General features: G+C 62.2%; 23 protein-coding genes. 18 read left to right on the top strand and 5 right to left on the bottom strand.

What is annotated here, in order from left to right:
• Window positions 1-184 precede the first annotated feature (184 nt).
• From pedF to ACIO0C_RS12270, 15 genes are all read left to right on the top strand, one after another.
• A complete protein-coding gene (pedF, locus tag ACIO0C_RS12340) occupies window positions 185-646 on the top strand; it encodes a cytochrome c-550 PedF (protein WP_401312120.1) in 462 nt (153 codons plus the stop codon).
• Between the two features lie 3 nt (window positions 647-649).
• On the top strand, window positions 650-1,525 hold the full coding sequence (locus ACIO0C_RS12335) for a substrate-binding periplasmic protein (RefSeq protein WP_401312117.1): 876 nt from the start codon (window positions 650-652) through the stop codon (window positions 1,523-1,525).
• Window positions 1,526-1,534: 9 nt separating this feature from the next.
• Entirely contained in the window at window positions 1,535-2,296 is a 762-nt protein-coding gene (locus tag ACIO0C_RS12330; RefSeq protein WP_401312114.1) for a quinoprotein dehydrogenase-associated SoxYZ-like carrier, read from the top strand.
• 16 nt (window positions 2,297-2,312) lie between these two features.
• Window positions 2,313-3,251 carry a quinoprotein relay system zinc metallohydrolase 1 gene (locus ACIO0C_RS12325; protein ID WP_401312111.1) on the top strand — a complete coding sequence of 313 codons (939 nt, stop codon included), beginning with the start codon at window positions 2,313-2,315 and terminating at the stop codon, window positions 3,249-3,251.
• Between the two features lie 173 nt (window positions 3,252-3,424).
• Window positions 3,425-5,200, top strand: a complete 1,776-nt coding sequence (locus ACIO0C_RS12320) for a PQQ-dependent methanol/ethanol family dehydrogenase (protein WP_401312108.1) — start codon at window positions 3,425-3,427, stop codon at window positions 5,198-5,200.
• Window positions 5,201-5,375: 175 nt separating this feature from the next.
• The gene (locus tag ACIO0C_RS12315) at window positions 5,376-6,896 is read left to right on the top strand and encodes an aldehyde dehydrogenase family protein (RefSeq protein WP_401312106.1); all 1,521 of its coding nucleotides are present in this window, start codon (window positions 5,376-5,378) and stop codon (window positions 6,894-6,896) included.
• Between the two features lie 195 nt (window positions 6,897-7,091).
• Window positions 7,092-7,163 (top strand): pyrroloquinoline quinone precursor peptide PqqA, encoded by a 72-nt coding sequence (pqqA, locus tag ACIO0C_RS12310; protein WP_003253598.1) that lies wholly within the window; start codon window positions 7,092-7,094, stop codon window positions 7,161-7,163.
• Window positions 7,164-7,218: 55 nt separating this feature from the next.
• Window positions 7,219-8,133 carry a pyrroloquinoline quinone biosynthesis protein PqqB gene (pqqB, locus tag ACIO0C_RS12305; protein WP_401312099.1) on the top strand — a complete coding sequence of 305 codons (915 nt, stop codon included), beginning with the start codon at window positions 7,219-7,221 and terminating at the stop codon, window positions 8,131-8,133.
• Between the two features lie 124 nt (window positions 8,134-8,257).
• On the top strand, window positions 8,258-9,010 hold the full coding sequence (gene pqqC, locus ACIO0C_RS12300) for a pyrroloquinoline-quinone synthase PqqC (RefSeq protein ID WP_401312096.1): 753 nt from the start codon (window positions 8,258-8,260) through the stop codon (window positions 9,008-9,010).
• A 29-nt stretch (window positions 9,011-9,039) separates the two neighbouring features.
• The gene (gene pqqD, locus ACIO0C_RS12295; protein ID WP_401312412.1) at window positions 9,040-9,279 is read left to right on the top strand and encodes a pyrroloquinoline quinone biosynthesis peptide chaperone PqqD; all 240 of its coding nucleotides are present in this window, start codon (window positions 9,040-9,042) and stop codon (window positions 9,277-9,279) included.
• Window positions 9,257-10,399 (top strand): pyrroloquinoline quinone biosynthesis protein PqqE, encoded by a 1,143-nt coding sequence (gene pqqE, locus ACIO0C_RS12290; protein WP_401312093.1) that lies wholly within the window; start codon window positions 9,257-9,259, stop codon window positions 10,397-10,399. The genes pqqD and pqqE overlap by 23 nt, the downstream gene beginning before the upstream one ends.
• A gap of 213 nt (window positions 10,400-10,612) precedes the next feature.
• Window positions 10,613-11,776: an alcohol dehydrogenase-like regulatory protein ErcA gene (ercA, locus tag ACIO0C_RS12285; protein WP_046817120.1), complete on the top strand. Its 1,164-nt coding sequence runs from the start codon at window positions 10,613-10,615 to the stop codon at window positions 11,774-11,776.
• Window positions 11,760-13,496, top strand: a complete 1,737-nt coding sequence (locus ACIO0C_RS12280; protein WP_401312089.1) for a NahK/ErcS family hybrid sensor histidine kinase/response regulator — start codon at window positions 11,760-11,762, stop codon at window positions 13,494-13,496. The genes ercA and ACIO0C_RS12280 overlap by 17 nt, the downstream gene beginning before the upstream one ends.
• A 140-nt stretch (window positions 13,497-13,636) precedes the next feature.
• Window positions 13,637-15,676 carry an FAD-dependent oxidoreductase gene (locus ACIO0C_RS12275; protein ID WP_401312086.1) on the top strand — a complete coding sequence of 680 codons (2,040 nt, stop codon included), beginning with the start codon at window positions 13,637-13,639 and terminating at the stop codon, window positions 15,674-15,676.
• A 138-nt stretch (window positions 15,677-15,814) separates the two neighbouring features.
• Entirely contained in the window at window positions 15,815-16,741 is a 927-nt protein-coding gene (locus ACIO0C_RS12270; protein WP_401312083.1) for a 1-aminocyclopropane-1-carboxylate deaminase/D-cysteine desulfhydrase, read from the top strand.
• Between the two features lie 8 nt (window positions 16,742-16,749).
• On the opposite strand, the gene ACIO0C_RS12265 is transcribed toward ACIO0C_RS12270, so the two are convergent.
• The 3 genes from ACIO0C_RS12265 to ACIO0C_RS12255 form a co-directional block, all read right to left on the bottom strand.
• Window positions 16,750-17,310 carry a cytochrome b gene (locus ACIO0C_RS12265; RefSeq protein ID WP_401312080.1) on the bottom strand — a complete coding sequence of 187 codons (561 nt, stop codon included), beginning with the start codon at window positions 17,308-17,310 and terminating at the stop codon, window positions 16,750-16,752.
• 195 nt (window positions 17,311-17,505) lie between these two features.
• Window positions 17,506-18,333 carry a phosphonoacetaldehyde hydrolase gene (gene phnX / locus ACIO0C_RS12260; RefSeq protein ID WP_401312077.1) on the bottom strand — a complete coding sequence of 276 codons (828 nt, stop codon included), beginning with the start codon at window positions 18,331-18,333 and terminating at the stop codon, window positions 17,506-17,508.
• A 32-nt stretch (window positions 18,334-18,365) separates the two neighbouring features.
• A complete protein-coding gene (locus tag ACIO0C_RS12255) occupies window positions 18,366-19,475 on the bottom strand; it encodes a 2-aminoethylphosphonate--pyruvate transaminase (protein WP_401312074.1) in 1,110 nt (369 codons plus the stop codon).
• A 109-nt stretch (window positions 19,476-19,584) separates the two neighbouring features.
• Here ACIO0C_RS12255 and ACIO0C_RS12250 point away from each other — a divergent pair, with 109 nt between their 5' ends.
• Entirely contained in the window at window positions 19,585-20,448 is an 864-nt protein-coding gene (locus ACIO0C_RS12250) for a LysR substrate-binding domain-containing protein (protein WP_401312071.1), read from the top strand.
• A gap of 119 nt (window positions 20,449-20,567) precedes the next feature.
• Here ACIO0C_RS12250 and ACIO0C_RS12245 read toward each other — a convergent pair whose 3' ends face one another.
• A complete protein-coding gene (locus ACIO0C_RS12245; RefSeq protein WP_401312068.1) occupies window positions 20,568-21,440 on the bottom strand; it encodes a LysR family transcriptional regulator in 873 nt (290 codons plus the stop codon).
• Between the two features lie 265 nt (window positions 21,441-21,705).
• On the opposite strand from ACIO0C_RS12245, the gene ACIO0C_RS12240 reads away from it, so the two are divergent.
• Window positions 21,706-23,031: an MFS transporter gene (locus tag ACIO0C_RS12240; protein WP_401312066.1), complete on the top strand. Its 1,326-nt coding sequence runs from the start codon at window positions 21,706-21,708 to the stop codon at window positions 23,029-23,031.
• A gap of 25 nt (window positions 23,032-23,056) precedes the next feature.
• Here the strand turns inward: ACIO0C_RS12240 and ACIO0C_RS12235 are convergent, their stop codons facing one another.
• Entirely contained in the window at window positions 23,057-24,472 is a 1,416-nt protein-coding gene (locus ACIO0C_RS12235) for a type VI secretion system Vgr family protein (RefSeq protein WP_401312063.1), read from the bottom strand.
• 225 nt (window positions 24,473-24,697) lie between these two features.
• On the opposite strand from ACIO0C_RS12235, the gene ACIO0C_RS12230 reads away from it, so the two are divergent.
• Window positions 24,698-25,402 (top strand): YebC/PmpR family DNA-binding transcriptional regulator, encoded by a 705-nt coding sequence (locus ACIO0C_RS12230; RefSeq protein ID WP_401312061.1) that lies wholly within the window; start codon window positions 24,698-24,700, stop codon window positions 25,400-25,402.
• Window positions 25,403-25,971 lie beyond the last annotated feature (569 nt).

Here is a 25,971-nt window from a genome sequence, read left to right as displayed (position 1 = left end):
AAGTCCCGCCGTTGCCGGGAAAAATTCCCATGGGCCACCTGATTTGGCAGTCCATCGAAGGCCTTACTACCAAGGGATTAGACGGCGGCCACCAAAGCAGCATGGGGCCGGAGCGCAGGGGTTTCTAAGATGGCTGCCATAGCCTCTGCCAAGAGGTCTTGCGTGCAATCCTGAGGGCATAACAATGACAACAAAACGCAACGCCTTGCTCGTGACCGGGCTGTTGGCCGGTCTTATCAGTGCGGGTTCCGTCTGGGCCCACGGCAATGTGGTGCCGCAGGCCGTCGCCACTCAGGGCCTGACCCCGATCAAGGATGCCGGCGTGCAACTCGACGCCGATGGCTGGGCCGCCGTGAACCCCTATCGTACGGCCCCGGAGCACGACAAGGCGGTGGAGATCGGTGCGTCGGCCTACAACCAGAACTGCGCGGCCTGCCATGGCCTGGAAGCCAAGTCCGGTGGTATCGCCCCGGATTTGCGCATGCTCGATGTCGGTGAGTCGGGTGATGAATGGTTCGTGGAGCGGGTGCGCAATGGCGCGGTGCGTGACGGCCGGGTGTACATGCCGAAGATGGCCGACTACCTGAGCCAGGAAGCCCTGTGGGCGGTGCGCACCTACCTGGACAGCGTCCGCGTCGAGGAGTGACCCATGCGCCTGCTCGCGGTGTTGATCAGCGCTGTGTGGCTGTGCTGCCAGTCGGTGCAGGCGCAGGTTCGCAACTATGACGAAATGATCGCCGCCGGCGAGTTGAAGGTGGCGGTCTACAAGGATTTTGCCCCCTACAGCTTTGTAGACGCCGGTCAGCCCCGGGGCGTTGATGTGGAACTGGCCCAGGCGCTGGCCAAGGCATTGGGTGTGCGCTTGACGCTGATCTGGGCACCCGCCGGGGAAAAGCTCGACGACGACCTGCGCGATTACATCTGGCGGGCCAGCCCGCTGCACAACCAGCAACTGGCCGACCTGATGATGCGGGTGCCGTACGACCGCGATTACGCGCAGAAACGCAACGAATTCGGCGAGATGGAAAACGGCCATGTGGTGATGTTCGGCCCGTACCAGAATGAGCAATGGCAAGTCGCCTATGACCGGCGACGCCTGGACAAGGTGGGCAGCGTCGCGGTGTTCGAGCAGCACCCGATCGGCGTCGAGGTCGACAGCGTGCCGTCGTTCTACCTGACCTCGGTGTTCAACGGCATGCTCGCCGGCAAGACCCGCCATTATCCGGGCGTGCCCCAGGCGTTTGCCGCGATGAAGGCCGGCGAGGTCGACGCGGTCATGGCGATGCGCGGCGAGATCGACTGGCAAGTGCATGAAGCCGCCGACCCGCAACTCGCCCTGGCAGAGAATGCGTATCCGAACATGGGCAAGCAGCTCTGGGAGATCGGCATGGCGGTGCACGAAAGCAATCGGCAACTGGCCTATGCCGTGGAGGAGGCTCTGGAAAGCCTGATCCGCGAGGGCTCGGTGAAAACCATCTACGGCCATTACGGCCTGCGCTACGACGTGCCCGAAATGTACCAATAGGAGCAGGCGATGAATTGGCAAAGGAGTTGTCTGTTGGCCTGTTGTTTGAGCCTGGCGGCCAATGCTGCCGCTGTCGATCCCGGCAAAGACCCGGTGCCGTCGGTGATGTGGGCCTTCTATCACAAGCAAATGCTCGGCGATGCGCCGTTCGTGTTCGATGAGCGGGTCAAGCTGCTGGCGCCGCCGTTCGCCGAAGATGCCCGTCAGGTGCCGATTGAAATCGACGCCCGGGCATTCAAGGGCGAAGTGGTGAAAATCCTCGCCTGGGCGGAACTCAATCCCTTGCCGAAAATCGTCGATTTCGAACCGCTGGCCGGTGTGTTGCCGTGGCTGTCGATCCGCATCCGTGTCGAACAGGCCACGCCCTTGCGCGCAGCGGTGCTGACCCGTGATGGCGTGTGGCATGTCGGTTCGACCCTGATCGATGCGGCCGGTGGCGGCTGCACCGCGCCGAGCGTGGTGCGCACCCAGGCCGGTTGGGAAGAGCATATCGGCGAAGTGCTGGGCGGTCGCTATCCGCGCGAGGATTTCAGCCGCGTACGCTTGCAGGTGGCGCATCCGATGGACAACGGCATGGTCAGTGGCATCCCGGAATTTTTCCTCAATCATGCCGAGCTGCGCGATCAGCACGATCAACGGCTGGCGCGCCTCGAACTGTTCCCCGCCGTCAGCGAAAACCCCAGCCTGGCCTTTGATCTCGAAGGGGCAGGGCAGACGCGCCTGTTGCTGCGCGATAACAGCGGCAATCAATTCGATGCGTCGATCCCCTGAATGCAAGGAGCCTGTCATGCGTTGGATGGTGCTGTTGTTCATCGGCCTGGCCCTGCCAGCCATGGCCGATCTCGAATACTCGCTCAAGCCCAGGCAGATCGCCAAAGACACCTGGCTGCTGGAAGGCAGCACCGACAATTTCGCCAAGGGCAATGGCGGCAACATCGTCAACACGGCGTTCATTGTTACCGAGCGCGGCGTGGTAGTGATCGATACCGGACCGTCCAGGCGATATGGCGAGGCCATGCGCCGGGCCATTGCGGCGACCACCGATAAGCCGGTGATCCAGGTCCTGTTGACCCATCATCACCCCGACCATGTGCTGGGCAACCAGGCGTTTGCGGACGTGCCGATTGGCGCCCTGGCCGGCACCGGCGAGCTCTTGCAAAAGCAAGGCGATGCCATGGCCGAGAACATGTATCGGCTGGTGGGCGACTGGATGCGTGGCACCGAAGTGGTATTGCCGACGCGGACGTTGACGCCCGGTGTGGAAAGTTTTGGGAACCACGATTTGCGCTTGCTGAGCCTGGGTGGGCATACGGGCGCGGATCTGGCTATTCTCGACCAGCAAACCGGCGTGCTGTTTGCCGGGGACCTGGTGTTTTATCAACGGGCACTGACCACGCCCAACAGTCCGGGGCTGTCGGTGTGGCTGGCCGATATCGCGACCCTGCAGGCTCTGCCCTGGACACTGATCGTGCCCGGCCACGGTCCGCTGGCCAGCGATCCGCAACCTTTCGTGCAAATGCGCGATTACCTGGGCTGGCTCGATCAACTGATGGGCGACGGTGCGGCCAATGGTAGCGACATGAGCGAGATGATCCGCAGCCCGATTCCCGAACGGTTCGCCGGCATCAGCCTGAGCCGCTATGAGCTGATTCGCAGCGTCAGTCATTTGTACCCGCGGTATGAGCGTGCACAGATGACGCGTGTCGATTCCAACGCCAGCAACTGACCCTTGATGATCGTTCCCACGCTCTGCGTGGGAACGATCGTCACCCAAACCTGTACCAAGGAACTAGAAAACTCCACATTGCGGGCAATTGTTGTCCGGGCGGCGGCGCCCAAGAATCTGCACCACACCGGGAAAATTTCCCGGAAATAACAAAAACTGCAGAGGAAGCCGTCATGACTCAACCCGCACGTCGCCAGCCCTTCGTCTTGAGCCTGTTGCTCAGTGCCATGCTGTTGTCCGGTCAGGCATTGGCCGGGGTTTCCGACCAGGACATTCTCCAGGACCCGAAAAATCCCGGGCAGATCGTCACCAATGGCCTGGGTGTGCAGGGGCAGCGCTACAGCCCGCTGGATATCCTCAATGTCGACAACGTCAAGGACCTGCGACCGGCGTGGGCATTCTCCTTCGGCGGGGAAAAGCAGCGCGGCCAGCAAGCGCAGCCGATGGTCAAGGACGGTGTGATGTATATGACCGGCTCCTATTCACGGGTGTTCGCCGTGGATGCACGCACCGGCAAGAAACTCTGGCAATACGACGCGCGCCTGCCGGATGACATTCGCCCCTGCTGCGACGTGATCAACCGTGGCGTCGCGCTTTACGGCGACCTGGTGATCTTCGGCACCCTCGACGCCAAGCTCGTGGCGCTGAACAAGGACACCGGCAAGGTGGTCTGGAGCAAGAAAGTCGCCGACCACAAGGAAGGCTACTCGATCAGCGCCGCGCCGCTGGTGATCAACGGCAAGCTGATTACCGGCGTGGCCGGTGGCGAATTCGGGGTGGTGGGCAAGATCGAAGCCTACGACCCGAAAAACGGTACTTTGCTATGGTCCCGCCCAACGGTCGAAGGCCACATGGGTTACGTCTACAAGGATGGCAAAGCCGTAGAAAACGGCATTTCCGGTGGCGAGGCAGGCAAGAGCTGGCCGGGCGACCTGTGGAAGACCGGCGGCGCGGCACCGTGGCTTGGCGGCTATTACGACCCGGAAACCAACCTGCTGTTGTTTGGCACCGGTAACCCGGCACCGTGGAACTCGCACTTGCGCCCTGGCGACAACCTTTACTCGTCGTCGCGCCTGGCGCTGAACCCGGACGACGGCACCATCAAGTGGCACTTCCAGAGCACGCCCCACGACGGTTGGGACTATGACGGCGTCAACGAACTGGTGTCGTTCAACTACACCGAGGGTGGCAAGGAAATCAAGGCGGCGGCCACCGCTGACCGTAACGGTTTCTTCTACGTGCTCGATCGCACCAACGGCAAATTCATCCGTGGTTTTCCGTTCGTGGACAAGATCACCTGGGCCACCGGCCTGGATAAAACCGGCCGGCCGATCTACAACGAAGCCAGCCGTCCTGGCGCACCGGGCACCGAAGCCAAAGGTAGCTCGGTATTCGTAGCACCGGCATTCCTCGGTGCGAAAAACTGGATGCCGATGGCCTACAACCGCGACACCGGGTTGTTCTATGTGCCGTCCAACGAATGGGGCATGGATATCTGGAACGAAGGCATCGCCTACAAGAAAGGCGCGGCGTTCCTCGGCGCCGGCTTCACCATCAAGCCCTTGAATGAAGACTACATCGGTGTATTGCGGGCAATCGATCCGAAAACCGGCAAGGAAGTCTGGCGGCACAAGAACTTCGCGCCGCTGTGGGGCGGTGTGCTGACCACCAAGGGCAACCTGGTGTTCACCGGCACGCCGGAGGGTTTCCTGCAGGCATTCAACGCCAAGACCGGCGAGAAGGTCTGGGAATTCCAGACCGGTTCCGGCGTGCTCGGCTCGCCCGTGACCTGGGAAATGGATGGCGAACAGTACGTCTCGGTGCTCTCCGGCTGGGGCGGCGCCGTGCCGCTGTGGGGCGGCGAAGTGGCCAAGCGGGTGAAGGACTTCAACCAGGGCGGGATGCTCTGGACCTTCAAGCTGCCCAAAGACCTGGTGGCCAAGCACTGATTCCGAGTCTGCCGCATGGATCGTTCCCACGCAGAGCGTGGGAACGATCAATCGTGCAGAACCTACGACCAAATAACGAGAGCCCCTCCTGCCAACGATGCATTCGTCTGGCACTCGGGGCTCTCTAGTATCGGTTCATCGCCTGCACAGGCATCGACCCAGACAGAGGCTCACCATGATCTACGCCCAACCCGGAACACCCGGCGCCGTCGTTTCGTTCAAACCACGCTACGGCAACTTCATCGGCGGCGAATTCGTCGCGCCGGTCAATGGCGAGTACTTCACCAACACCTCGCCGGTCAACGGTGAGGTGATCGCCGAATTCCCGCGCTCCAGCGCTGCCGATATCGAAAAAGCCCTGGACGCCGCCCATGCCGCCGCTGAGGCCTGGGGCAAGACCTCGGCCCAGGACCGCTCCCTGGTGTTGTTGAAAATCGCCGATCGCATCGAGCAGAACCTGGAAATCCTCGCCGTCACCGAAACCTGGGACAACGGCAAGGCGGTGCGCGAAACCCTCAACGCCGACGTGCCACTGGCGGCCGACCATTTCCGTTATTTCGCCGGCTGCATCCGTGCCCAGGAAGGCGGCGCCGCCGAGATCAACGAGCTGACCACCGCCTATCACTTCCACGAGCCCCTGGGCGTGGTCGGGCAGATCATTCCGTGGAACTTCCCGCTGCTGATGGCCGCCTGGAAACTCGCGCCGGCACTGGCCGCGGGTAACTGCATCGTGCTCAAGCCCGCCGAGCAAACGCCGCTGTCGATCATGGTCTTCGCCGAACTGATCGCCGACTTGCTGCCGGCGGGTGTACTGAACATCGTCCAGGGCTTCGGTCGCGAAGCCGGCGAGGCTTTGGCCACCAGCAAGCGCATCGCCAAGATCGCCTTCACCGGCTCGACCCCGGTGGGTGCGCACATCATGCATTGTGCCGCCGAGAACATCATTCCGAGCACCGTCGAACTGGGCGGCAAGTCGCCGAACATCTTCTTCGAAGACATCATGAACGCCGAACCTGCGTTCATCGAAAAAGCCGCCGAAGGCCTGGTGCTGGCGTTCTTCAACCAGGGCGAAGTGTGCACCTGTCCGTCGCGGGCATTGGTGCAGGAGTCGATCTACGAGCCCTTCATGGCCGAAGTCATGAAGAAGATCGTCAAGATCAAGCGCGGCAACCCGCTGGACACCGAGACCATGGTCGGCGCCCAGGCATCGGAACAGCAATACGACAAGATCCTGTCGTACCTGACCATCGCCCAGGAGGAGGGCGCCGAGCTGCTCACCGGCGGTGCGGCCGAGCGCCTGGAAGGCGACCTGTCCAGCGGCTATTACATCCAGCCGACGCTGCTCAAGGGCCACAACAAAATGCGCGTGTTCCAGGAAGAGATCTTCGGCCCGGTGGTGGGCGTCACCACCTTCAAGGATGAAGCCGAAGCCCTGGCCATCGCCAACGACAGCGAGTTCGGCCTCGGCGCCGGCCTCTGGACCCGCGACATCAACCGCGCCTACCGCATGGGCCGGGCGATCAAGGCCGGTCGCGTGTGGACAAACTGCTACCACCTGTACCCGGCGCATGCGGCGTTTGGTGGCTACAAGAAGTCCGGCGTCGGCCGGGAGAACCACAAGATGATGCTCGACCATTATCAGCAGACCAAGAACCTGCTGGTGAGCTACGACATCAATCCGTTGGGTTTCTTCTAACTCTCTCAAAAACACCACTTAACCCTGTGGGAGCGGGCTTGCCCGCTCCCACAGGGTTAAGTGGTTCTTAAAGTCTGGCTAACACCCCCTACCAAATCACCCCCAAACCTCCATCGAAAGTAGCATTCGGGCGTCCGGCGCCCCGTGCATTAATGGCTCTACCGGACTCACCCGGCACAAGAAGAGGAATGACCCATGTGGACTAAACCCGCGTTTACCGATCTGCGCATTGGCTTCGAAGTGACGATGTATTTCGCCAACCGTTGATTGTCCGCCCGGCCAGCCGTTGCGTTGGCCGGGCCTGCCTTCTGGAGCATTGCCCATGCACATCCGCGTACTCGGTTCCGCCGCTGGCGGTGGTTTCCCCCAGTGGAACTGCAACTGCCGCCAGTGCGCCGGTGTGCGCAATGGCAGCCTGCGGTCCCGGCGTCGCACGCAGTCCTCGATTGCCCTGAGCGACAACGGTGTGGACTGGGTGCTGTGCAATGCTTCGCCGGACATCCGCGCGCAACTCGAGGGTTTTGCGCCGCTGCAACCGGCACGCCGCTTGCGTGACAGCGCCATCGCTGGCGTGGTGTTGCTGGACAGTCAGATCGATCACTGCACCGGTCTGCTGAGCCTGCGTGAAGGCTGCCCACATGAGGTGTGGTGCACCGAGCGGGTTCATCAGGACCTCAGCAGCGGCTTCCCGTTGTTCACCATGCTCAGGCACTGGAACGGTGGGTTGCAGTGGCAGCCGATAGCGCTGGAGTGTGAGCCGTTCAGTATCGGGGCCTGCGCGCATCTGCGGTTTCACGCGGTTCCATTGGTCAGCAACGCACCGCCGTATTCGCCCAATCGCGGCGATCCGCAACCGGGCGACACCATCGGTTTGTTCGTTGAAGACCAGCGCACCGGCGCCTCGCTGTTTTACGCACCTGGCCTGGGGCAGATCGATGATCAAGTGCTGGCCTGGATGCAGCGCGCCGATTGCCTGTTGCTGGACGGCACCCTGTGGCGCGACGACGAGATGCGCATTTGTGAGGTCGGCCAGAGCCTGGGTAGCGAAATGGGCCATCTGGCACAAAGCGGGCCCGGCGGCATGCTGGAAGTGCTGGAAGATTTCCCTCGCCAGCGCAAGGTGCTGATCCACATCAACAACACCAATCCGATCCTCGATGAAGACTCGGCCGAGCGGGCCTTGCTGGAGCGGCGGGGGATCGAGGTGGCTTATGACGGCATGAGTATTGAGCTGTAGCCGCTGGCCTCATCGCTGGCAAGCCAGCTCCCACAGGGTTCTGCGGTGTACACAAAAACCTGTGGGAGCTGGCTTGCCAGCGATGAGGCCAGACCAGACACAGAAGATTCCCCGGAGACCCGCGATGACCGTCACCCCCATGACCCCCAGTGAATTCGAAGCCGCCCTGCGCGCCAAGGGCGCCTACTACCACATCCACCACCCATTCCACCAAGCCATGTACGCCGGCCGCGCTACTCGCGAACAGATCCAGGGCTGGGTCGCCAATCGCTTTTACTACCAGGTCAACATCCCGCTAAAGGATGCCGCCATCCTCGCCAATTGCCCCGACCGTGAAGTGCGCCGCGAATGGCTGCAACGCATCCTCGATCACGACGGCGTCCCCGGCAGCGAAGGCGGTATCGAGGCCTGGCTGCGCCTGGGCGAGGCGGTGGGGCTGGATCGCGAGCAAATTCTCTCCCAGGAGCTGGTGCTACCCGGCGTACGTTTCGCCGTGGACGCCTACGTCAATTTCGCCCGGCGTGCCTGCTGGCAGGAAGCGGCCAGCAGCTCGCTGACCGAGCTGTTCGCACCGCAGATCCATCAATCGCGACTCGAGGCCTGGCCAACCCACTACCCGTGGATCGATACCGCCGGCTACGACTACTTCCGCACGCGCTTGAGCCAGGCCCGGCGCGATGTCGAGCACGGCTTGCGTATCACCCTGGCGCATTACGTCACCCTCGAGGCCCAACAACGCATGCTGCAGATCCTGCAATTCAAGCTCGACGTGCTGTGGAGCATGCTCGATGCCATGAGCATGGCCTACGAGCTGGAGCGCCCGCCGTATCACACCGTCACCGGCGACAATGTCTGGCACCGGGGGATTGCCCTGTGAGCCTGGTCGATCGCGAGCAGTCGCCTTCAATGCGCCGGGGCTTTCGCCTGCAATGGGAACCGCGCCAGGACTGCCACGTGCTGCTGTATCCCGAAGGCATGATCAAGCTCAACGCCAGTGCCGGGCAGATTCTCGATCTGGTGGACGGCCAGCGCAGCGTCGCGGCGATCATCGAGCGGCTGACGGCGAGTTTTCCTGACGTGCCGGGCATCGACGAGGACGTGCTGGCCTTTCTGGAGGTGGCCCATGCGCAATTCTGGATCGAGTGAAGCCCTGCCGGGGCCACCCTTGTGGCTGTTGGCGGAGCTGACCTATCGCTGTCCGCTGCAGTGTCCGTATTGTTCCAACCCATTGGATTTCGCCCGGCACGGTGAGGAACTGAGCACGCAGGAATGGATTCGCGTATTCGGTGAGGCGCGGGACATGGGCGCCGCGCAATTGGGCTTTTCCGGTGGCGAGCCACTGGTTCGACAAGATCTGGCCGAGTTGATCAAGGCCGCGCGCGACATGGGTTACTACACCAACCTGATCACCTCGGGCATCGGCCTGACCGAGCAGAAGGTGCGGGACTTCAAAGTTGCCGGGCTCGATCACATCCAGATCAGTTTCCAGGCTGCCGACGAGGCGGTGAACAACATGCTCGCCGGCTCGCGCAAGGCCTTCGCGCAGAAACTGGCGATGGCCCGGGCGGTCAAAGCCCAGGGTTATCCGATGGTGCTCAATTTCGTCACCCATCGACACAACATTGATGACATCGCCAAGATCATCGATTTGTGCCTGGAGCTGGAAGCGGATTTCGTCGAATTGGCCACCTGCCAGTTCTATGGCTGGGCCGAACTCAACCGCGTCGGTCTGTTGCCGACCCGCGAGCAGTTGCAGCGTGCCGAGCGCATCACCAACGAGTATCGCGAGCGGCTCGAGGCGCAAGGCCATCCGTGCAAGCTGATATTCGTCACACCGGATTACTACGAAGAGCGTCCAAAGACCTGCATGAATGGTTGGGCCAACCTGTTTCTCGACATCACCCCGGACGGCACGGCGTTGCCTTGTCACAGCGCCCGGCAATTGCCGGTGCAGTTTCCCAATGTGCGTGAGCACAGCATCGAGCACATCTGGAACGATTCCTTTGGCTTCAATCGTTTTCGCGGCAACGACTGGATGAAGGAACCCTGTCGTTCCTGCGATGAAAAACACCAGGATCTGGGTGGCTGCCGCTGCCAGGCGTTCATGTTGACGGGCGATGCCGAGAATGCCGACCCGGTGTGCAGCAAGTCGCCGCACCATGGCGTCATCCTCAAAGCCCGCGAGGAGGCCGATGCACCGGGGCGGGGGGTGGAACACCTGACTTTGCGCAATGAGAAGGCTTCACAGTTGATCTATCGCGGCTAAGCCGAGCGACACCTCCCTGTTGGAGCGAGCTTGCTCGCGAAGGCGGCGTAACATTCAAAATTGATGTCTTCTGACACTCCGCTTTCGCGAGCAAGCTCGCTCCTACAGGGGATCTGCGGCGAAGCCGGCCAGTTGACCTTGGTCTGATTGCATTAATGGCCGGATGGGTTAGTGTGGCCTTACCTTCCAAAACAATAAAAAACAGGCTTTCCAATGAGCCAGAGTCTCAGCCAGCTGCGTAAATTCGTTTCGCCTGAAATCATCTTCGGTGCCGGCTGCCGGCACAACGTCGGCAACTACGCCAAGACCTTTGGCGCGCGCAAGGTCCTGGTGGTCAGCGACCCCGGGGTGATTGCCGCCGGTTGGGTCGCGGATGTCGAAGCCAGCCTGCAAGCCCTGGGCATCGAATATTGCCTCTACAGCGCCGTCTCGCCCAACCCGCGGGTGGAAGAGGTGATGCTCGGTGCCGAGCTGTACCGGGAAAACCACTGCGATGTGATCGTCGCCGTCGGCGGCGGCAGCCCGATGGATTGCGGTAAAGGCATCGGCATCGTCGTCGCCCATGGCCGCAGCATCCTCGAGTTCGAAGGCGTGGACACCATCCGCGTGCCCAGCCCGCCGCTGATCCTGATTCCGACCACCGCCGGCACCTCGGCCGACGTCTCGCAATTCGTGATCATCTCCAATCAGCAGGAGCGCATGAAGTTCTCCATCGTCAGCAAGGCGGTGGTGCCGGATGTGTCGCTGATCGACCCCGAAACCACCCTGAGCATGGACCCGTTCCTGTCGGCCTGTACCGGTATCGACGCGCTGGTGCACGCCATCGAAGCCTTCGTGTCCACCGGGCACGGGCCACTGACCGATCCCCATGCGCTGGAAGCCATGCGCCTGATCAACGGCAACCTGGTGCAGATGATCGCCAACCCGACGGACATCGCCCTTCGCGAGAAAATCATGCTCGGCAGCATGCAGGCCGGGCTGGCGTTCTCCAACGCGATCCTCGGCGCGGTGCATGCCATGTCCCACAGCCTCGGCGGCTTTCTCGACCTGCCCCATGGCCTGTGCAACGCGGTGCTGGTGGAACACGTGGTGGCGTTCAACTACGACTCGGCGCCGGACCGCTTCAAGGTCATCGCCGAGACGTTCGGCATCGACTGCCGGGGCCTCAATCACCGGCAGATCTGCGGGCGCCTGGTGGAGCACCTGATCGCACTCAAGCATGCGATCGGTTTCCACGAAACCCTTGGTTTGCATGGGGTCAGGACGTCGGACATTCCCTTCCTGTCGCAACACGCCATGGATGACCCGTGCATTCTTACCAACCCGCGCGAATCCAGTCAGCGTGATGTCGAGGTCGTCTATGGCGAAGCCCTCTGACGAGCAACAACGGGCGCTGGCCGGACTGCTCGGATTAGGCAATCATTCGGCGCGCAAGAGCCATTACCCGGAACTGGCCGCGCGCCTCGACGAGCTGGAAACCGAGCGCAACCGCTACAAATGGTTGTTCGAAAACGCGGTGCACGGGATTTTCCAGGCCAGCCTGCAAGACGGCATGCGCGCCGCCAACCCGGCACTGGCGCGCATGCTCGGCTATCAAGACCCGCAGGAGGTGCTGTTCTCCCTGGCGGATCTGGCGAGCAACCTGTTTGTCGGCGATGCGCAGGAGCTGGAAAACATTGGCGAAATCCTCACCCACCAGGGCAGCCTGCACGGCTATGAAACCCAGTTGCGGCGCAAGGATGGCAGCCGTCTAGACGTGATGATGAACCTGTTGCTCAAGCCCGGTCAGGAAGGGCTAGTGGAAGGATTCGTCGCCGACATCACCGAACGCAAACTCGCCCAGCAGCGTCTGCAGCAACTCAACGATGAACTGGAGCAGCGCGTGACCGCGCGCACCGATGAGCTGCTGGAAGCCAACCGCAACCTGCAACAGCAGATCACCCAGCGCAAGCAGATCGCCGAAGCCTTGCGCGATGCCCGTGACGCCGCGGAGGCGGCCAATCACAGCAAGGACAAATACCTCGCCGCCGCCAGTCACGACCTGCTGCAACCGCTCAACGCCGCGCGATTGCTGATCTCGACCTTGCGTGAGCGCAAGCTGCCCGAGGTCGAGCAGGTGCTGGTCGAACGCACGCATCAGGCGCTGGAAGGCGCCGAGGATTTGCTCACCGACCTGCTGGATATCTCCCGACTCGATCAAGCGGCGGTCAAGCCGGATGTCGCGCTGTACCGCCTCGACGAATTGCTCGGGCCACTGGTCTCGGAGTTCCAGTCCGTGGCCCAGGCTGCCGGCTTGCGGTTGCGCGTGCACATCGGCGATTACGCCATTCGCACCGACCTGCGCCTGATGACCCGGATCTTGCGCAACTTCCTCAGTAACGCCTGCCGCTACACCGACGAAGGCAGCATTCTGCTGGGGGCAAGGCGCCGGGGCAACAGCCTGCGCCTGGAAGTGTGGGACACCGGCCGCGGCATCCCGGCCGATCGCCTGGACTCCATCTTCCTCGAATTCAATCAGCTGGACGTCGGCCGCGCGGCCGACCGCAAGGGCGTGGGGCTGGGGCTGGCGATCGTCGAGCGCATCGCGAAAATCCTCGATTACCGGATCCAGGTGCATTCACTGCCGGGCCGGGGTTCGATGTTCAGCATCGAGGTGCCGATTTCCCTTGAGGTGCCGTTGCCCATCAGCCTCGCGGTGCCGCAACCGGGCACGGGTAATCCGTTGCCGGGCCGGCGCTTGTTGGTGCTGGACAATGAAGTGAGCATCCTCGAGAGCATGAGCGCGTTGCTCGGGCAGTGGGGCTGCGATGTGGTCACCGCCACCGATGAACACTCAGCACTGGCGGCCCTGGCGGGGCAGGCACCGGAACTGATCCTGGCCGACTATCACCTTGACCACGGCGTGGTGGGATGTGATGTGGTCAGGCATCTGCGCGAGCACTACCGCCAGTCAATTCCTGCGGTGATTATCACCGCGGATCGTACGGATCAGTGCCGGCGCGCATTGCAACGGCTCGAAGCGCCGTTGCTGAACAAACCGGTGAAACCCGGCAAGTTGCGTGCGGTGTTGAGTCAGTTGTTGGGGGCACCAGCTTGAGCACAGCTGCACATTTCGGTCATTAAGTTGTCAGTTTCGGTCATTGAGTGCCGACGGTGCGGCTCTTAGTCTGTCGAACATGACTGACGGGAGCCGTAGAGCTCCCGCTTTATCCGTGATCGCTCGCTGTGGAGTTACCGATGACCGCCGCTCACTACCCGCACCTGCTGGCCCCGCTGGACCTGGGATTCACCACGTTGCGCAACCGCACCCTGATGGGTTCGATGCACACCGGCCTTGAGGAAAAGCCCGGTGGTTTCGAGCGCATGGCGGCGTACTTCGCCGAGCGTGCCCGTGGCGGTGTCGGCCTGATGGTCACCGGGGGCATCGGTCCGAACGACGAGGGCGGTGTGTATTCCGGCGCGGCCAAGCTGACCACCGAGGAAGAAGCGCTCAAGCACCGCATCGTCACCCGCGCGGTGCACGAGGCGGGCGGCAAGATCTGCATGCAGATCCTCCACGCCGGTCGTTATGCCTACAGCCCGAAACAGGTCGCGCCAAGCGCGATCCAGGCGCCGATCAACCCGTTCAAGCCTAAAGAGTTGGACGAGGCAGGCATCGAGAAGCAGATCAGCGATTTCGTCACCTGCTCGACCCTGGCCCAGCAGGCCGAGTACGACGGTGTCGAGATCATGGGCTCCGAAGGTTACTTCATTAACCAGTTCCTCGCCGCCCACACCAACCACCGTACCGACCGCTGGGGCGGCAGCTACGAAAACCGCATGCGCCTGCCGGTGGAGATCGTGCGCCGTGTGCGTGAGGCGGTTGGCCCGAACTTCATCATCATTTTCCGCCTGTCGATGCTCGATCTGGTCGAAGGCGGCAGCAGCTGGGACGAAATCGTGCTGTTGGCCAAGGCCATCGAGCAGGCCGGTGCGACGATTATCAACACCGGTATCGGCTGGCACGAAGCGCGGATTCCGACCATTGCCACCAAAGTGCCGCGCGCGGCCTTCAGCAAGGTCACGGCCAAGCTGCGCGGCTCCGTGAACATTCCGCTGATCACCACCAACCGCATCAACACCCCGGAGGTCGCCGAGCAGATTCTCGCCGAGGGCGATGCCGACATGGTGTCCATGGCGCGGCCGTTCCTCGCCGACCCGGATTTCGTCAACAAGGCCGCTGAAGGCCGCGCCGATGAAATCAACACCTGCATCGGTTGCAACCAGGCCTGCCTGGACCACACCTTCGGTGGCAAGTTGACCAGTTGCCTGGTCAACCCGCGTGCCTGCCACGAAACCGAACTCAACTATGTGCCGGTGCAGCAGATCAAGAAAATCGCCGTGGTCGGTGCCGGGCCTGCCGGCCTGTCCGCCGCGACCGTGGCGGCCGAGCGTGGCCATGAAGTGACGCTGTTTGATTCGGCCAGCGAAATCGGCGGCCAGTTCAACGTCGCCAAACGGGTGCCGGGCAAGGAAGAGTTCTTCGAGACCCTGCGTTACTTCGGCCGCAAACTGCAGACCACCAACGTCGAGGTGTGCCTGAACACCCGTGTCGATGTGGCCAGGCTTGTCGAGGGCGGCTACGACGAGATCATCCTGGCCACCGGCATTGCGCCACGGTTGCCGGCGATCGAGGGGGTGGAGAATGCCAAGGTGCTGAGCTACCTGGACGTGCTGCTTGAGCGCAAACCGGTAGGCAAGCGTGTCGCGGTGATCGGTGCCGGCGGTATCGGTTTTGACGTCTCGGAGTTCCTGGTTCACCAGGGCGAGGCCACCAGCCTGAACCGCGATGAGTTCTGGAAGGAGTGGGGCATCGATACGCACCTTGAAGCACGCGGCGGTGTCGCGGGGATCAAGGCGGCACCCCATGCGCCGGCCCGCGAAGTGTTCCTGCTGCAACGCAAGAAATCCAAGGTTGGCGACGGCCTGGGCAAGACCACCGGCTGGATTCACCGCACCGGTCTGAAGAACAAGCATGTGCAGATGCTCAACAGCGTCGAATACCTGAAGATCGACGATCAAGGCCTGCACATCCGCATCGGCGAAACCGGCGAGCCGCAGGTGCTGGCGGTGGACAACATCGTGATCTGCGCCGGGCAGGACCCGTTGCGCGAGTTGCAGGACAGCCTGGTGGCGGCGGGGCAGAACGTGCATCTGATCGGCGGCGCGGATGTCGCGGCGGAGCTGGATGCCAAGCGGGCGATCAATCAGGGGTCGCGGTTGGCGGCTGAGCTGTAATTTGGTCTTGTGGGAGCCAGGCTTGCCGGCGAAGAACGATGACGCGGTCTAACAGATAGACCGCGGCGCCTCGTTCGCGGGCAAGCCTCGCTCCTACAAGCTGCTAAGATGCCGGCTCTTTACCCTGAGTCGGCATCAATGCTTTCTCCTCCCGCAAACTGGCTCCCCCAAGCCCCTCTCGACCCTCTCCACCTCGACTGGCTAGCCCGCGCCAACATCGAGCTCGCCGTCCTGCGCCTGGACCAGATCGACCCGCTGATCAGCGGCAACAAGTGGTTCAAGCTCACCGAACACCTCAAGGCCGCTGACCATGCAGGCGCCAAGGGCATCATCAGCCTCGGTGGCGCGCATTCCAATCACCTGCATGCGCTGGCCGCTGCCGGCAAGCGATTCGGTTTTGCCACGGTCGGCCTGTTGCGCGGGCACTCTCAGCAAACGCCGACGGTGAATGATTTGCAGGCGTTCGGCATGCAACTGCACTGGCTGGGTTTTGGCGGCTATCGGGCGCGGCATGAGGCGGGTTTCTGGGAGCCTTGGCAGGCGCAGTATCCCGATCTGCTTGCGGTCCCGGAAGGCGGCGGCGGTTTGCCGGGAGCCCAGGGCTGCGTGCAGCTCAAGGCATTGGCCTGCAGGCAACTGGATGGCTTGGGCTGGAGCGACTACGACGGTTGGTGGCTGGCCTGTGGGACCGGCACGACCCTGGCCGGCCTGGTCATGGCCGAAGCGGGGGAGCACCCGGTCTACGGCGCCCTGGCGGTGCCTGGTGATCACGGTGTTGCACGGCAGGTCGAGCGCATGGTCGAGCAGGCGGGGGTGAATGACCCGTCTTACGAACTGTTCGACGCCAGCCGGGGTGGCTTTGCCAAGGTCGACCCGCTGTTGATCGAATTCATCGAGCAGACCGAGCAAGCCAGCGGCATAACGCTGGAGCCGCTGTATACCGGCAAGGCGTTGCTGGCGCTCAGGCAGCAGGTTGAGGCGGGGAAGTTTGCTCCGGGCACGCGGCTGATATTTATTCATACCGGCGGGTTGCAGGGTCGCCGGGGATTCAATCCACAAATCTGATAGGGGTCTCAGGTGTTGCTGTTGACCCGCTTGGGCATCATCCGCAGCAAGGTGTTATCGCCCACCACATAGTGGTGATATAGCCCGGCGACGGCGTGCAGGCCGATCAGCCAGTAGCCGAGGGTGCCACCGAGCTCGTGCCAGCCCTGGATCTGCTTGGCCAGGTCCTTGTTTTGCGCGACCAGCAGGGGCAGGTCGAAACCGTAGAACATCACCTGGTTACCTTTGGCGCTGGTGACCAGCCAGCCAAGAATCGGCATGGCGATCATGAAAAGGTACAGCGCCCAGTGCATCAACCTGGCCAGCACCGTTTGCCACCGAGGCGAAGCCGGAAAGATCTGGGGTGCCGGGCCGAGGCTGCGGGCGAACAAGCGTAGCCAGACCAGCACGAACACGGTCAGGCCAAGCATGAAATGCGACTCCACGATCAGCGTTCGACCACCGCTCCCCTTGGGAAAGAGGCCGCGCAATTCGATACAGGCGTAAACCAGCGCCAGCAGGACCAGCATCAACCAGTGCAGCGCGATCGAGACGGTGCTGTAGCGCGAATCGGAGTTTTTCCACGGCATACGGTGTTCCTCACAGGTCCGGTTTGAAGCCACCATACTTGATCGACGGTGTTCTTTAACTGTAATCCCGTTTCACCGCACTTGCCTGTGACTCAATGACGCTGATTGCTCTGTTCAGGTAACTGACAGCAAAAACGCATACCCACTGTAGGAGCGAGCTTGCTCGCTCCTACAGTAGCTGTGCGTATTTTGCGATCAGCTGGATTGCGGCATTTCGCCTTTGGCCAGGCGCTTGTTGATGTCGGCAATCACTTCTGGCAAATCGCTGATGGTGTCGATCATGTAGTGCGGGCGCGAGCCTTCGAAGAGGGCGTGGATGCGCTTGCGTTCGCTGTCCAGCGTGACGCTGTCCAAGGCACGGTAGCCTTCGTAGTCCAGGCCCAGCGCGTTACCCGAGCAGATCAACGCCACGGTCCACATGCCGGCACGACGGCCTTCGAGAATACCCGGCACGGTGTCGTCGATCTTCACGCAGGCGGCAACATCGTCGATGCCCAGGGCGATCACGTTCGCCAACGCCTGGGCTGGCCATGGGCGGCCGTTCGGCACTTCATCGGTGGCGACCACGTGGTCGGCCACGTAGCCGTTGGTGGCGGCCAGCTCGACGACTTTATCCATGACCTGTTTCGGATAACCGGAGCAGGAGCCAATCTTGATCCCCTGTTGGCGCAGGTTGGCGATGGTGTCCAGGGCGCCGGGAATCAGCGCCGAGTGCTCGGCGATTTTCTCGATCTGCAGTGGCATGAAGCGCTGGTAGATGGCCGTGACGTCATCGTCGGTCGGCGTACGGCCGAATACGTTGCGATAGCGCTCGGCGACTTGCGGCTGGTCGCACAGGGTGCGGATGTGGTCCCACTTGCCCATGCCCATCGGGCCACGGGCCTCTTCGATGGAGACCTGGACGTCGAACTCGGCGAAGGCCTCGACGAAAATCTGCGTCGGCGCGAACGAGCCGAAGTCGACCACGGTGCCGGCCCAGTCGAGGATGGCGGCTTGCAGTTTGGTTGGGTTGGTGTAGTTCATGTTTTTGATCCTTGTAGGGGGCGTTCGCAAAATCAGATCTCGAGTACTTCCATCTCGCGCAGCACTTCGGCAATCGCCGCCACCGCTTCGCGCATTTTCGCCGGTTGCACATGGCCGATACACCCGACGCGGAACGTCTCGACCTGGGTCAGCTTGCCGGGGTAGAGGATGTAACCCTTGGCCTTGACCCGCTCGTAGAACTCCTTGAACTGATAACGCGGATCTTTCGGGGCGTGGAAGGTGGCGATGATCGGCGCCTGGATGGCGGCTGGCAGGAAGCTGCGCAGTCCAAGGGTGGCCATCTCTTCCATCAGGGCCTGGCAGTTGGCGGCATAGCGCTGGTGCCGGGCTGGCAGGCCGCCTTCTTCGTTGTATTGCAGCAGGGCTTCGTGCAGCGCGGCAACCACGTGGGTCGGCGGGGTGAAGCGCCATTGCCCGGTCTTGGCCATGTAGGTGTGCTGGTCGTGCAGGTCCATCGCCAGGGAGTGCGAGTTGCCGGCGGCGTTGGCCAGGGATTCTTTGCGAGCGAAAACGAAACCCATGCCCGGCACGCCTTCCAGGCATTTGCCGGAAGCGGCGATCAGCGCATCGAACGGCACTTGTTGGGCGTCCACCGGCAGCGCGCCGAAGGAACTCATGGCATCGATGATCAGGCGTTTGCCGTGTTGTGCGACCACCTGGGCGATGTCCGACAGCGGATTGAGGATGCCGGTGCTGGTTTCGCAGTGAATCAGTGCAACGTGGGTGATGCCGCCATCGGCCCGCAGCAGACGGTCGACGTCGGCGGCGGTGGTCGGTTCGTCTTCGGCGGTTTCGAACGTGCTGAACGAGCGCCCCAGCACGTCGCAGATCTTCGCCAGGCGCTTGCCGTAGGCGCCGTTGATCAGCACCAGGACCTTGCCGTCGCGTGGCACCAGCGTACCGATCGCCGCTTCGACGGCGAAGGTGCCGCTGCCTTGCAGGGGCACGCAGTGGTGGGTGGCCGCGCCGTTGATGATCGCCAGCAGTTGTTCGCAGAGGCTGGCGGTCAGCTGGTTGAAACGGTCATCCCATGAACCCCAGTCAACCATCATCGCCTGGCGGGTGCGGGCCGAAGTAGTCAACGGGCCGGGGGTGAGCAGGATGGGGGCGGCAGTACTCATTCTCGTGTCCTCGCAATCGATGGGATGAAGCTACGGGGCTTAAATTGCAATTTGCCGAGATATCAATCAAATTGTTTGTTGTTATGCCAGCCATCAGTGAGAGTTATTCATGAATCTGTTTCAGCTCCGCGCTTTCGATGCCGTGGCCCGGGAGGGCAGTTTCACTCGGGCTGCCGCGCGGCTGTTCATCAGCCAACCGGCGGTCACCGGGCACATCAAGGCGCTGGAGGAGCACTACCAGATCACCCTGTTGCGCCGCACCGCCCGCAGGGTGGAACTGACGGAGGAGGGCACCAAGCTTGCGTCGATCACCCGGGCGATGTTCGGCCTGGCCGAGGAGGCGCAAGCGATGCTGGAGGCCAACCGGCAGTTACTGACCGGGCGCCTGGAAGTAGCGGCGGACGGCCCGCACATGGTCATGCCGATGCTCGCGAGCCTGCGTGCGCGTTATCCCGGCATCACCGTGAACCTGCGCCTCGGTAACGCCCAGGAAACCCTGGCGGCGCTGTTGTCCGAGCATGCCGACGTGGCGGTATTGACCGAGGTCGAGCCGCGCAAGGGCCTGCACTTGCAAGCCCTGAGCGAATCGCGGATTTGCGCGCTGGTGACGCAGGGGCATCCTTGGGCGCGGCGGACCAAAGGCGTGCCGCTCAAGGAGCTGGACCAGGTGATCATGGTGTTGCGTGAACCGAGTTCGATCACCCGACGCACCTTCGATGCCGCCTGCGTCCAGGCGAAGGTCAATCCGCGGGTGCTCCTGGAGCTGGACAGCCGGGAAGCGGTGACCGAGGCGGTCGCTGCCGAGTTGGGGGTGGGCGTGGTGTCGTCGGTGGAGGTCAGCCATGACCCGCGGGTGACGGCGGTGCCGATCATCGGCGAGGGGTTGGTCAATCGGCACATGATGGGGTGCATGGAGCGGCGGCGGGATTTGCGTTTGATTCAGGCGTTTTTCGGATTGGCGCCAGGCAGATAGACCGAGTCGCGGCCATCGCGGGCAAGCCACGCTCCCACAGGATTTTTGCTATGCCCAAATCATGCGGCAATCACAAAACCCTGTGGGAGCGGGCTTGCCCGCGATGGGGCCGGACCTGCTTACACCAGGCTTTCGCGCACCATCTGCAGAAACGTCGCCACAATCCGTCGCGAGCTCTGTTCGCGCAAACACACCAGCGTTTCCGTCAGCCGCCGTTTGCAATCGGTGATCGGCAGCGCGCACACCCGCGAGTCGGCGCCGAATTCTGCCGCCGACACCACGCCAATCCCGATCCCCACCACCACCGCCTCACGCGCGGCTTCCCGACCTTCGACCTGGATCGCCGGGCGAATGCGGAACCCGGCGCCGGCCATTTCTTCCTCCAGGGTCTGGCGGGTCACCGAACCGATTTCCCGCAACACCAGCGGCGTGTCGTCCAGGTCTGCCAGGGTGATGGATTGGCGGTCCGCCCACGGATGATTGCGCGACACGAACGCCACCATCGGGTCATTGCGCAGGGGCAGCGAGATCAATCGCTCGTCGCTCACCTCGCGGCCGAGCAACGCCAGGTCGGCTTGATAGTTGAACAGTCGGAACAGCGACTCATCGGTGTTGCCGGTTTCGATCTTCACGCTGATGCCGGGGTAGCGTTCGCAGAACCGGGCGATCTGTGGCAGTACATGCACCGGCGCATCCACCGCCAGAATCAGGCTGCCGGTCTGCAATGCCTGGGAGTCCTGCAACAATTCCTGGGCCTCGGCTTCGATCACGAACAGTTTCTGGGTGACGCTCAACAAGCGCTCGCCCAGGTCGGTGAGGCGTACAGAGCGTTTGTTGCGGTGGAACAGCAACACACCGTAGCGCTCTTCGAGTTTGCGCACTTGGTCGGAAATCGCTGGCTGGGTGAGAAACAACCGCTCGGCGGCTTTGGTGAAGCTTCCATGCACGGCTACGGCGTGAAAAGCTTTGAGTTGGGCGTGGGAAACCGACATGGGCGTCTCCAGTAACAAGCAGTGCTTATTTTGGAAATACGATAAATCGATTTCACTTATTAAACATTAATTGTTTTTATCCACCTCAGGCTCCGTGACTGCTCAGTCGAACAGCGCGGGTGCCATGAGCCTGTACGTATAACCACAGGACTCATCTGACCGCAATCGCCTACAGGGACAAGGCGATTTCGCAGTGCTCAACAATAAGAATACAGGCGTTTTTTTACATCTGCCGGCACACTCAGACCCTGAGGTCAGAACCACAATGAACCAGCACTTCGGCACCCTCAAGCGTTGGCGCGTGCAGATCTTCGCGATCACCTGGCTCGCCTACGCCGCGTTCTACTTCACCCGCAAAGCGTTTTCCGTGGCCAAGCTCGGCATCGGCGAAGATCCGACCTTCATGCTCGACAAGATGACCATGGCCAATCTCGACGCGATTTACCTCACCGCCTACGCCATTGGCCAATTCACTTGGGGCATCCTGGCCGACCGCTTCGGGCCGCGGGTGGTGGTGCTGGGTGGCTTGCTGATTTCCGCGGCGGCGGCGCTGGTGATGGGCAGTTTCGCCACCGTGCCGATCTTCGCCACCTGCATGCTGATTCAAGGCCTGGCGCAGTCCACCGGGTGGTCGGGGTTGTGCAAGAACCTCGGCAGTTTCTTTCCCGCCCAACAGCGCGGGCAGGTATTGGGATTGTGGAGTTCCTGCTACGCCTTCGGCGGCCTGGTGGCATCGCCATTTGCCGGTTGGTGGGCCTATACGCTGATCGGCAGCTGGCATGCGGCGTTCATTTCCAGCGCGGCGGTGGTTGGGCTGGTCGCCGTGCTGTTTTTTATTTTCCAACGCAATAAACCGCAAGACGTCGGCTTGCCGGCGGTTGAGCCGGAGCCTGAGCTGACCGCTGAGCAGGCCCATGCCCAAAGCAAGATCAGCCTGTGGGAGCCGTTGAAGGACATCCTGCGCAACCGCACGGTGCTGGTGCTGGGCTTGGCGTATTTCATGCTCAAGCCGGCGCGCTACGCGATTCTGCTCTGGGGCCCGGTGATCGTTTTCGAACAGATGCCCTCGGTGGGCAAGGTCGGCGCGGCGATCATTCCCACCGCGTTCGAACTGGCCGGCTTGCTCGGGCCGATCATGATCGGCCTGGCCTCGGACAAACTGTTCGGCGCCCGGCGCATGCCGGCCTGCGTGCTCAGCCTGTTGGCACTGACCCTGTCCCTGGCGTTTTTCATGGGCGCACTGCACAGCGGTAGTGTGGTGCTGGTGGTGGCCCTGCTGTTCGTCATGGGCCTGACGCTCTACGGACCTGACTCAATGATCAGCGGTGCGGCCGCCATCGATTTCGGCACCGCCAGGGCCGGCGCCACGGCGGCGGGTTTCGTCAACGGTTGCGGTTCGATCGGGGCGATTCTTGGCGGATTGCTGCCAGGCTACTTCGACACCGTGACCGTCTTCATCGTCTTTGCCGGCTGCGCGATGTTCTCTGCCCTGGTGCTGATCCCGCACTGGAACAGCCGCCCCGGGAGCCAGGGTACCCAGCATGCCTGCGTACCGAACCAGGCGATAATCATAAAAACCCTGCGTACCTGAAGGGTCCGGTAACCGGGGCTGATGCTCAGGGCGCGGGGTCGGTGCGACTGATCAACCAGTCGAGCAGCAGGCCGGTGTCACTGCGCGGGGTGTCGGCGCGTTCCGCTGGCGGGCGGCGGCGCTGCCCACTGCTGGCGCAGAACACCGGACGGTCCGGGTCGCTGTCGAGAAAACTGACCCAGCCGTCGCTGCCGGCCATTGGCAGCGGGACCTCTTGCCCCGGGACCTGGGGCGTTGCCAGCGCGACGGGTAGCCACAGGCCTTTGGCCGCCTCGGGATCGACATCCGTGTCGGGCCACACACTCACCTGCAGGCGACCTTGATCATCCTGTTGCGCCTGCTGCCCGGCCCGGCCGCAGACCCGGGCAGGCTGGAAACCGGGGATGCGCGGCCTGGCCTGGTCCAGGGGGGGGCGAAACACCGTCGACCAGGGAATGGCCGTGAACTGATTGCGATAGCGCCGGACAATGCTGTCCTCAGACAGGATCGAACCCTGCTGGCCTTGATGCCGAGCCTGGCAGACCAGCCATTGGTCGTTGAACCCCGGCACGGGATGGTCGGCCACCTGCACGATGTGTGCGCTACGTAACAGACACTGATTGCTTCGACCGTGGAGCTGCAATTGCTGGCAACGCATACGCTGCAGATCGCGGCGCTCAAGTTGATCTCGATGACGCTGCTCTTGGGAAGGGTGGGGTGCACACGTGTAGGAAAAAGCGTGATTGGCCGCGGCTTCATCGATCTGAACACCGCGATTTTTCGCCTCCATTCGTGGGTAAACGACTTGTGAGTCATGGCGCTGGAACAGCTCGCTGATCACAGGTGCAGTGCTTTCGCCTGTCTCATCGCCATGGAAAGGCATCAGCAGCGGCTCCTGGGGAAAACTCATGTTGTCGTCGGCCAACACCAGTACATGACCGTGGCGGGAATGTTCGAAGTGATAGTGAATGCCTTCCTCCTCGCACAGGCGCTGCAGCAAGGCCAGGTCGGTTTCCTCGTACTGGATGCAAAAAGGCCGCAGGGGATAGTGTCCGTCTGCCAGTTCCAGGCGATAGCTGTCGGCGTGCAGGTCATGCTCCTCCAGCAGCAGACGCAGGATCATGGGCACGCTGAGGCGCTGGAAGACCCGCCGCGATCGGTGTCGATCCAGCGCTTGAAGGGCGGGCACCAGGACCAGTTTATAGCCGACCCGGCCGCGCCCTCGATGTTCGCAGCTGGCGCTGTGCAGCACGCCATGGATGCCCTGGCCTTGCCCAAGGTCGAGCAGTGCCGGTTGTCGCAGCAGCCGTTCGAGGTTGAGGGCCGGCACCAGGCCGATCACTTCGATATCGAATCGATAGGGTTGGTTGAGGGCCTCACGTCCACTGAACTGCACTACTTGCAAAGTCAGGTGGTCATCGAGAAGTGTCAGGGTGAAGGGACTTTCCTTGTCGTTATGCATCGAATGCGCTTCTGCCAGGGAGTACGGCCGCAGAGAGTACGAAACCCGCATGCCTTGTGGACATCGCCAACTGAAATTTCAGAATCGCCCTACAACCATCGGTAAAGATGTCGATCCGTGGTTGAGCCTGAGATTTTTTGGTCGATTGCCAACTTTAGGCCGTATAAACTTGGCGGCATGCGTCGGCCAATAGATGTTTCGGCGCCATAGACAAGAGAGTGAGTAATGGGCGCACAGTGGAAGGTTAAACACAAAGAAGCGGCAGCCAACGCCAAGGGCAAGATCTTCGGCAAACTGGTGAAGGAAATCACCATTGCTGCGCGCAACGGTGCCGATACCGCCACCAACGCACACCTGCGTCTGGTGGTCGAACAGGCGAAAAAGGCCTCGATGCCCAAGGAAACCCTGGATCGCGCCATCAAGAAAGGCGCCGGTCTGCTGGGCGAAACCGTGCAATACCATCGCGTGACCTATGAAGGCTTCGCGCCGCACCAGGTGCCGCTGATCGTCGAGTGCGTGACGGACAACATCAACCGTACCGTCGCTGAAATCCGCGTCGCCTTCCGCAAGGGCCAACTCGGCGCTTCCGGCTCGGTGGCCTGGGACTTCAACCACGTGGGCATGATCGAGGCTGCGCCAGACACCCCGGACGCCGATCCGGAGATGGCCGCGATCGAAGCCGGTGCCCAGGATTTCGAGCCGGGCGAAGACGGCGCAACGCTGTTCCTGACCGAACCTACGGACCTGGATGCGGTACAAAAAGCCCTGCCCGAGCAAGGTTTCACCGTGTTGTCGGCCAAGTTGGGCTACCAGCCGAAGAACCCGGTCAGTGGCCTGAGCGATGAGCAGATGGCTGAAGTCGAAGCGTTCCTCGAAGGCCTCGATAACCATGACGACGTGCAGGATATGTTTGTCGGCCTGGCCGGTTGATTTGCGCCCTCACGGCCACTGAAAAAACATCCTGTAGGAGCCAGGCTTGCCGGCGAAGGCGGCCTGACAGCCGACCTATGTTTTGTTGACTGCGTACATATCCATTCCTGCGGTAACGGCCATTTAGGGTTTCGCTCTTACAGCGAGTCACTTGGAAGAGCCCCAAGTAACCAAGGGCTCTTGCCCCTGGCGTTCGGCCCCTCGCCGAGGCTCGGGGTACCCTCGCTCCGGTCCTGCTCCGTGGGCCCGCCACTGCGCAGAACCGGAACGAAGCCTCTCGATGGGGCAAGAAAATCAAAAGCCAGGGCAAGATCAACAGCCAAAACGAGGCGGCCTTAAAGCCGACCTGATTGCAGGCCTGTACGCGATGTGATCGTTCCCACGCTCCGCGTGGGAATGCCGCCAGGGACGCTCCGCGTTCCGCTGTCGACGCATGACGTGAGCCCTGCAAAACGGTGACGCGGAGCGTCACAGGATGCATTCCCACGCAGAGCGTGGGAACGATCACGTGTTCACTGGGCCATGGATGGCCCATCGCGGCGACCCACGGAGCAATGCCTTCGTTATGG

Origin of the sequence: Pseudomonas sp. NPDC087336, assembly GCF_044744285.1 — a bacterium.
Taxonomy (GTDB): Bacteria; Pseudomonadota; Gammaproteobacteria; order Pseudomonadales; family Pseudomonadaceae; genus Aquipseudomonas.
This window is presented reverse-complemented; position numbering and strand designations above follow the sequence as displayed.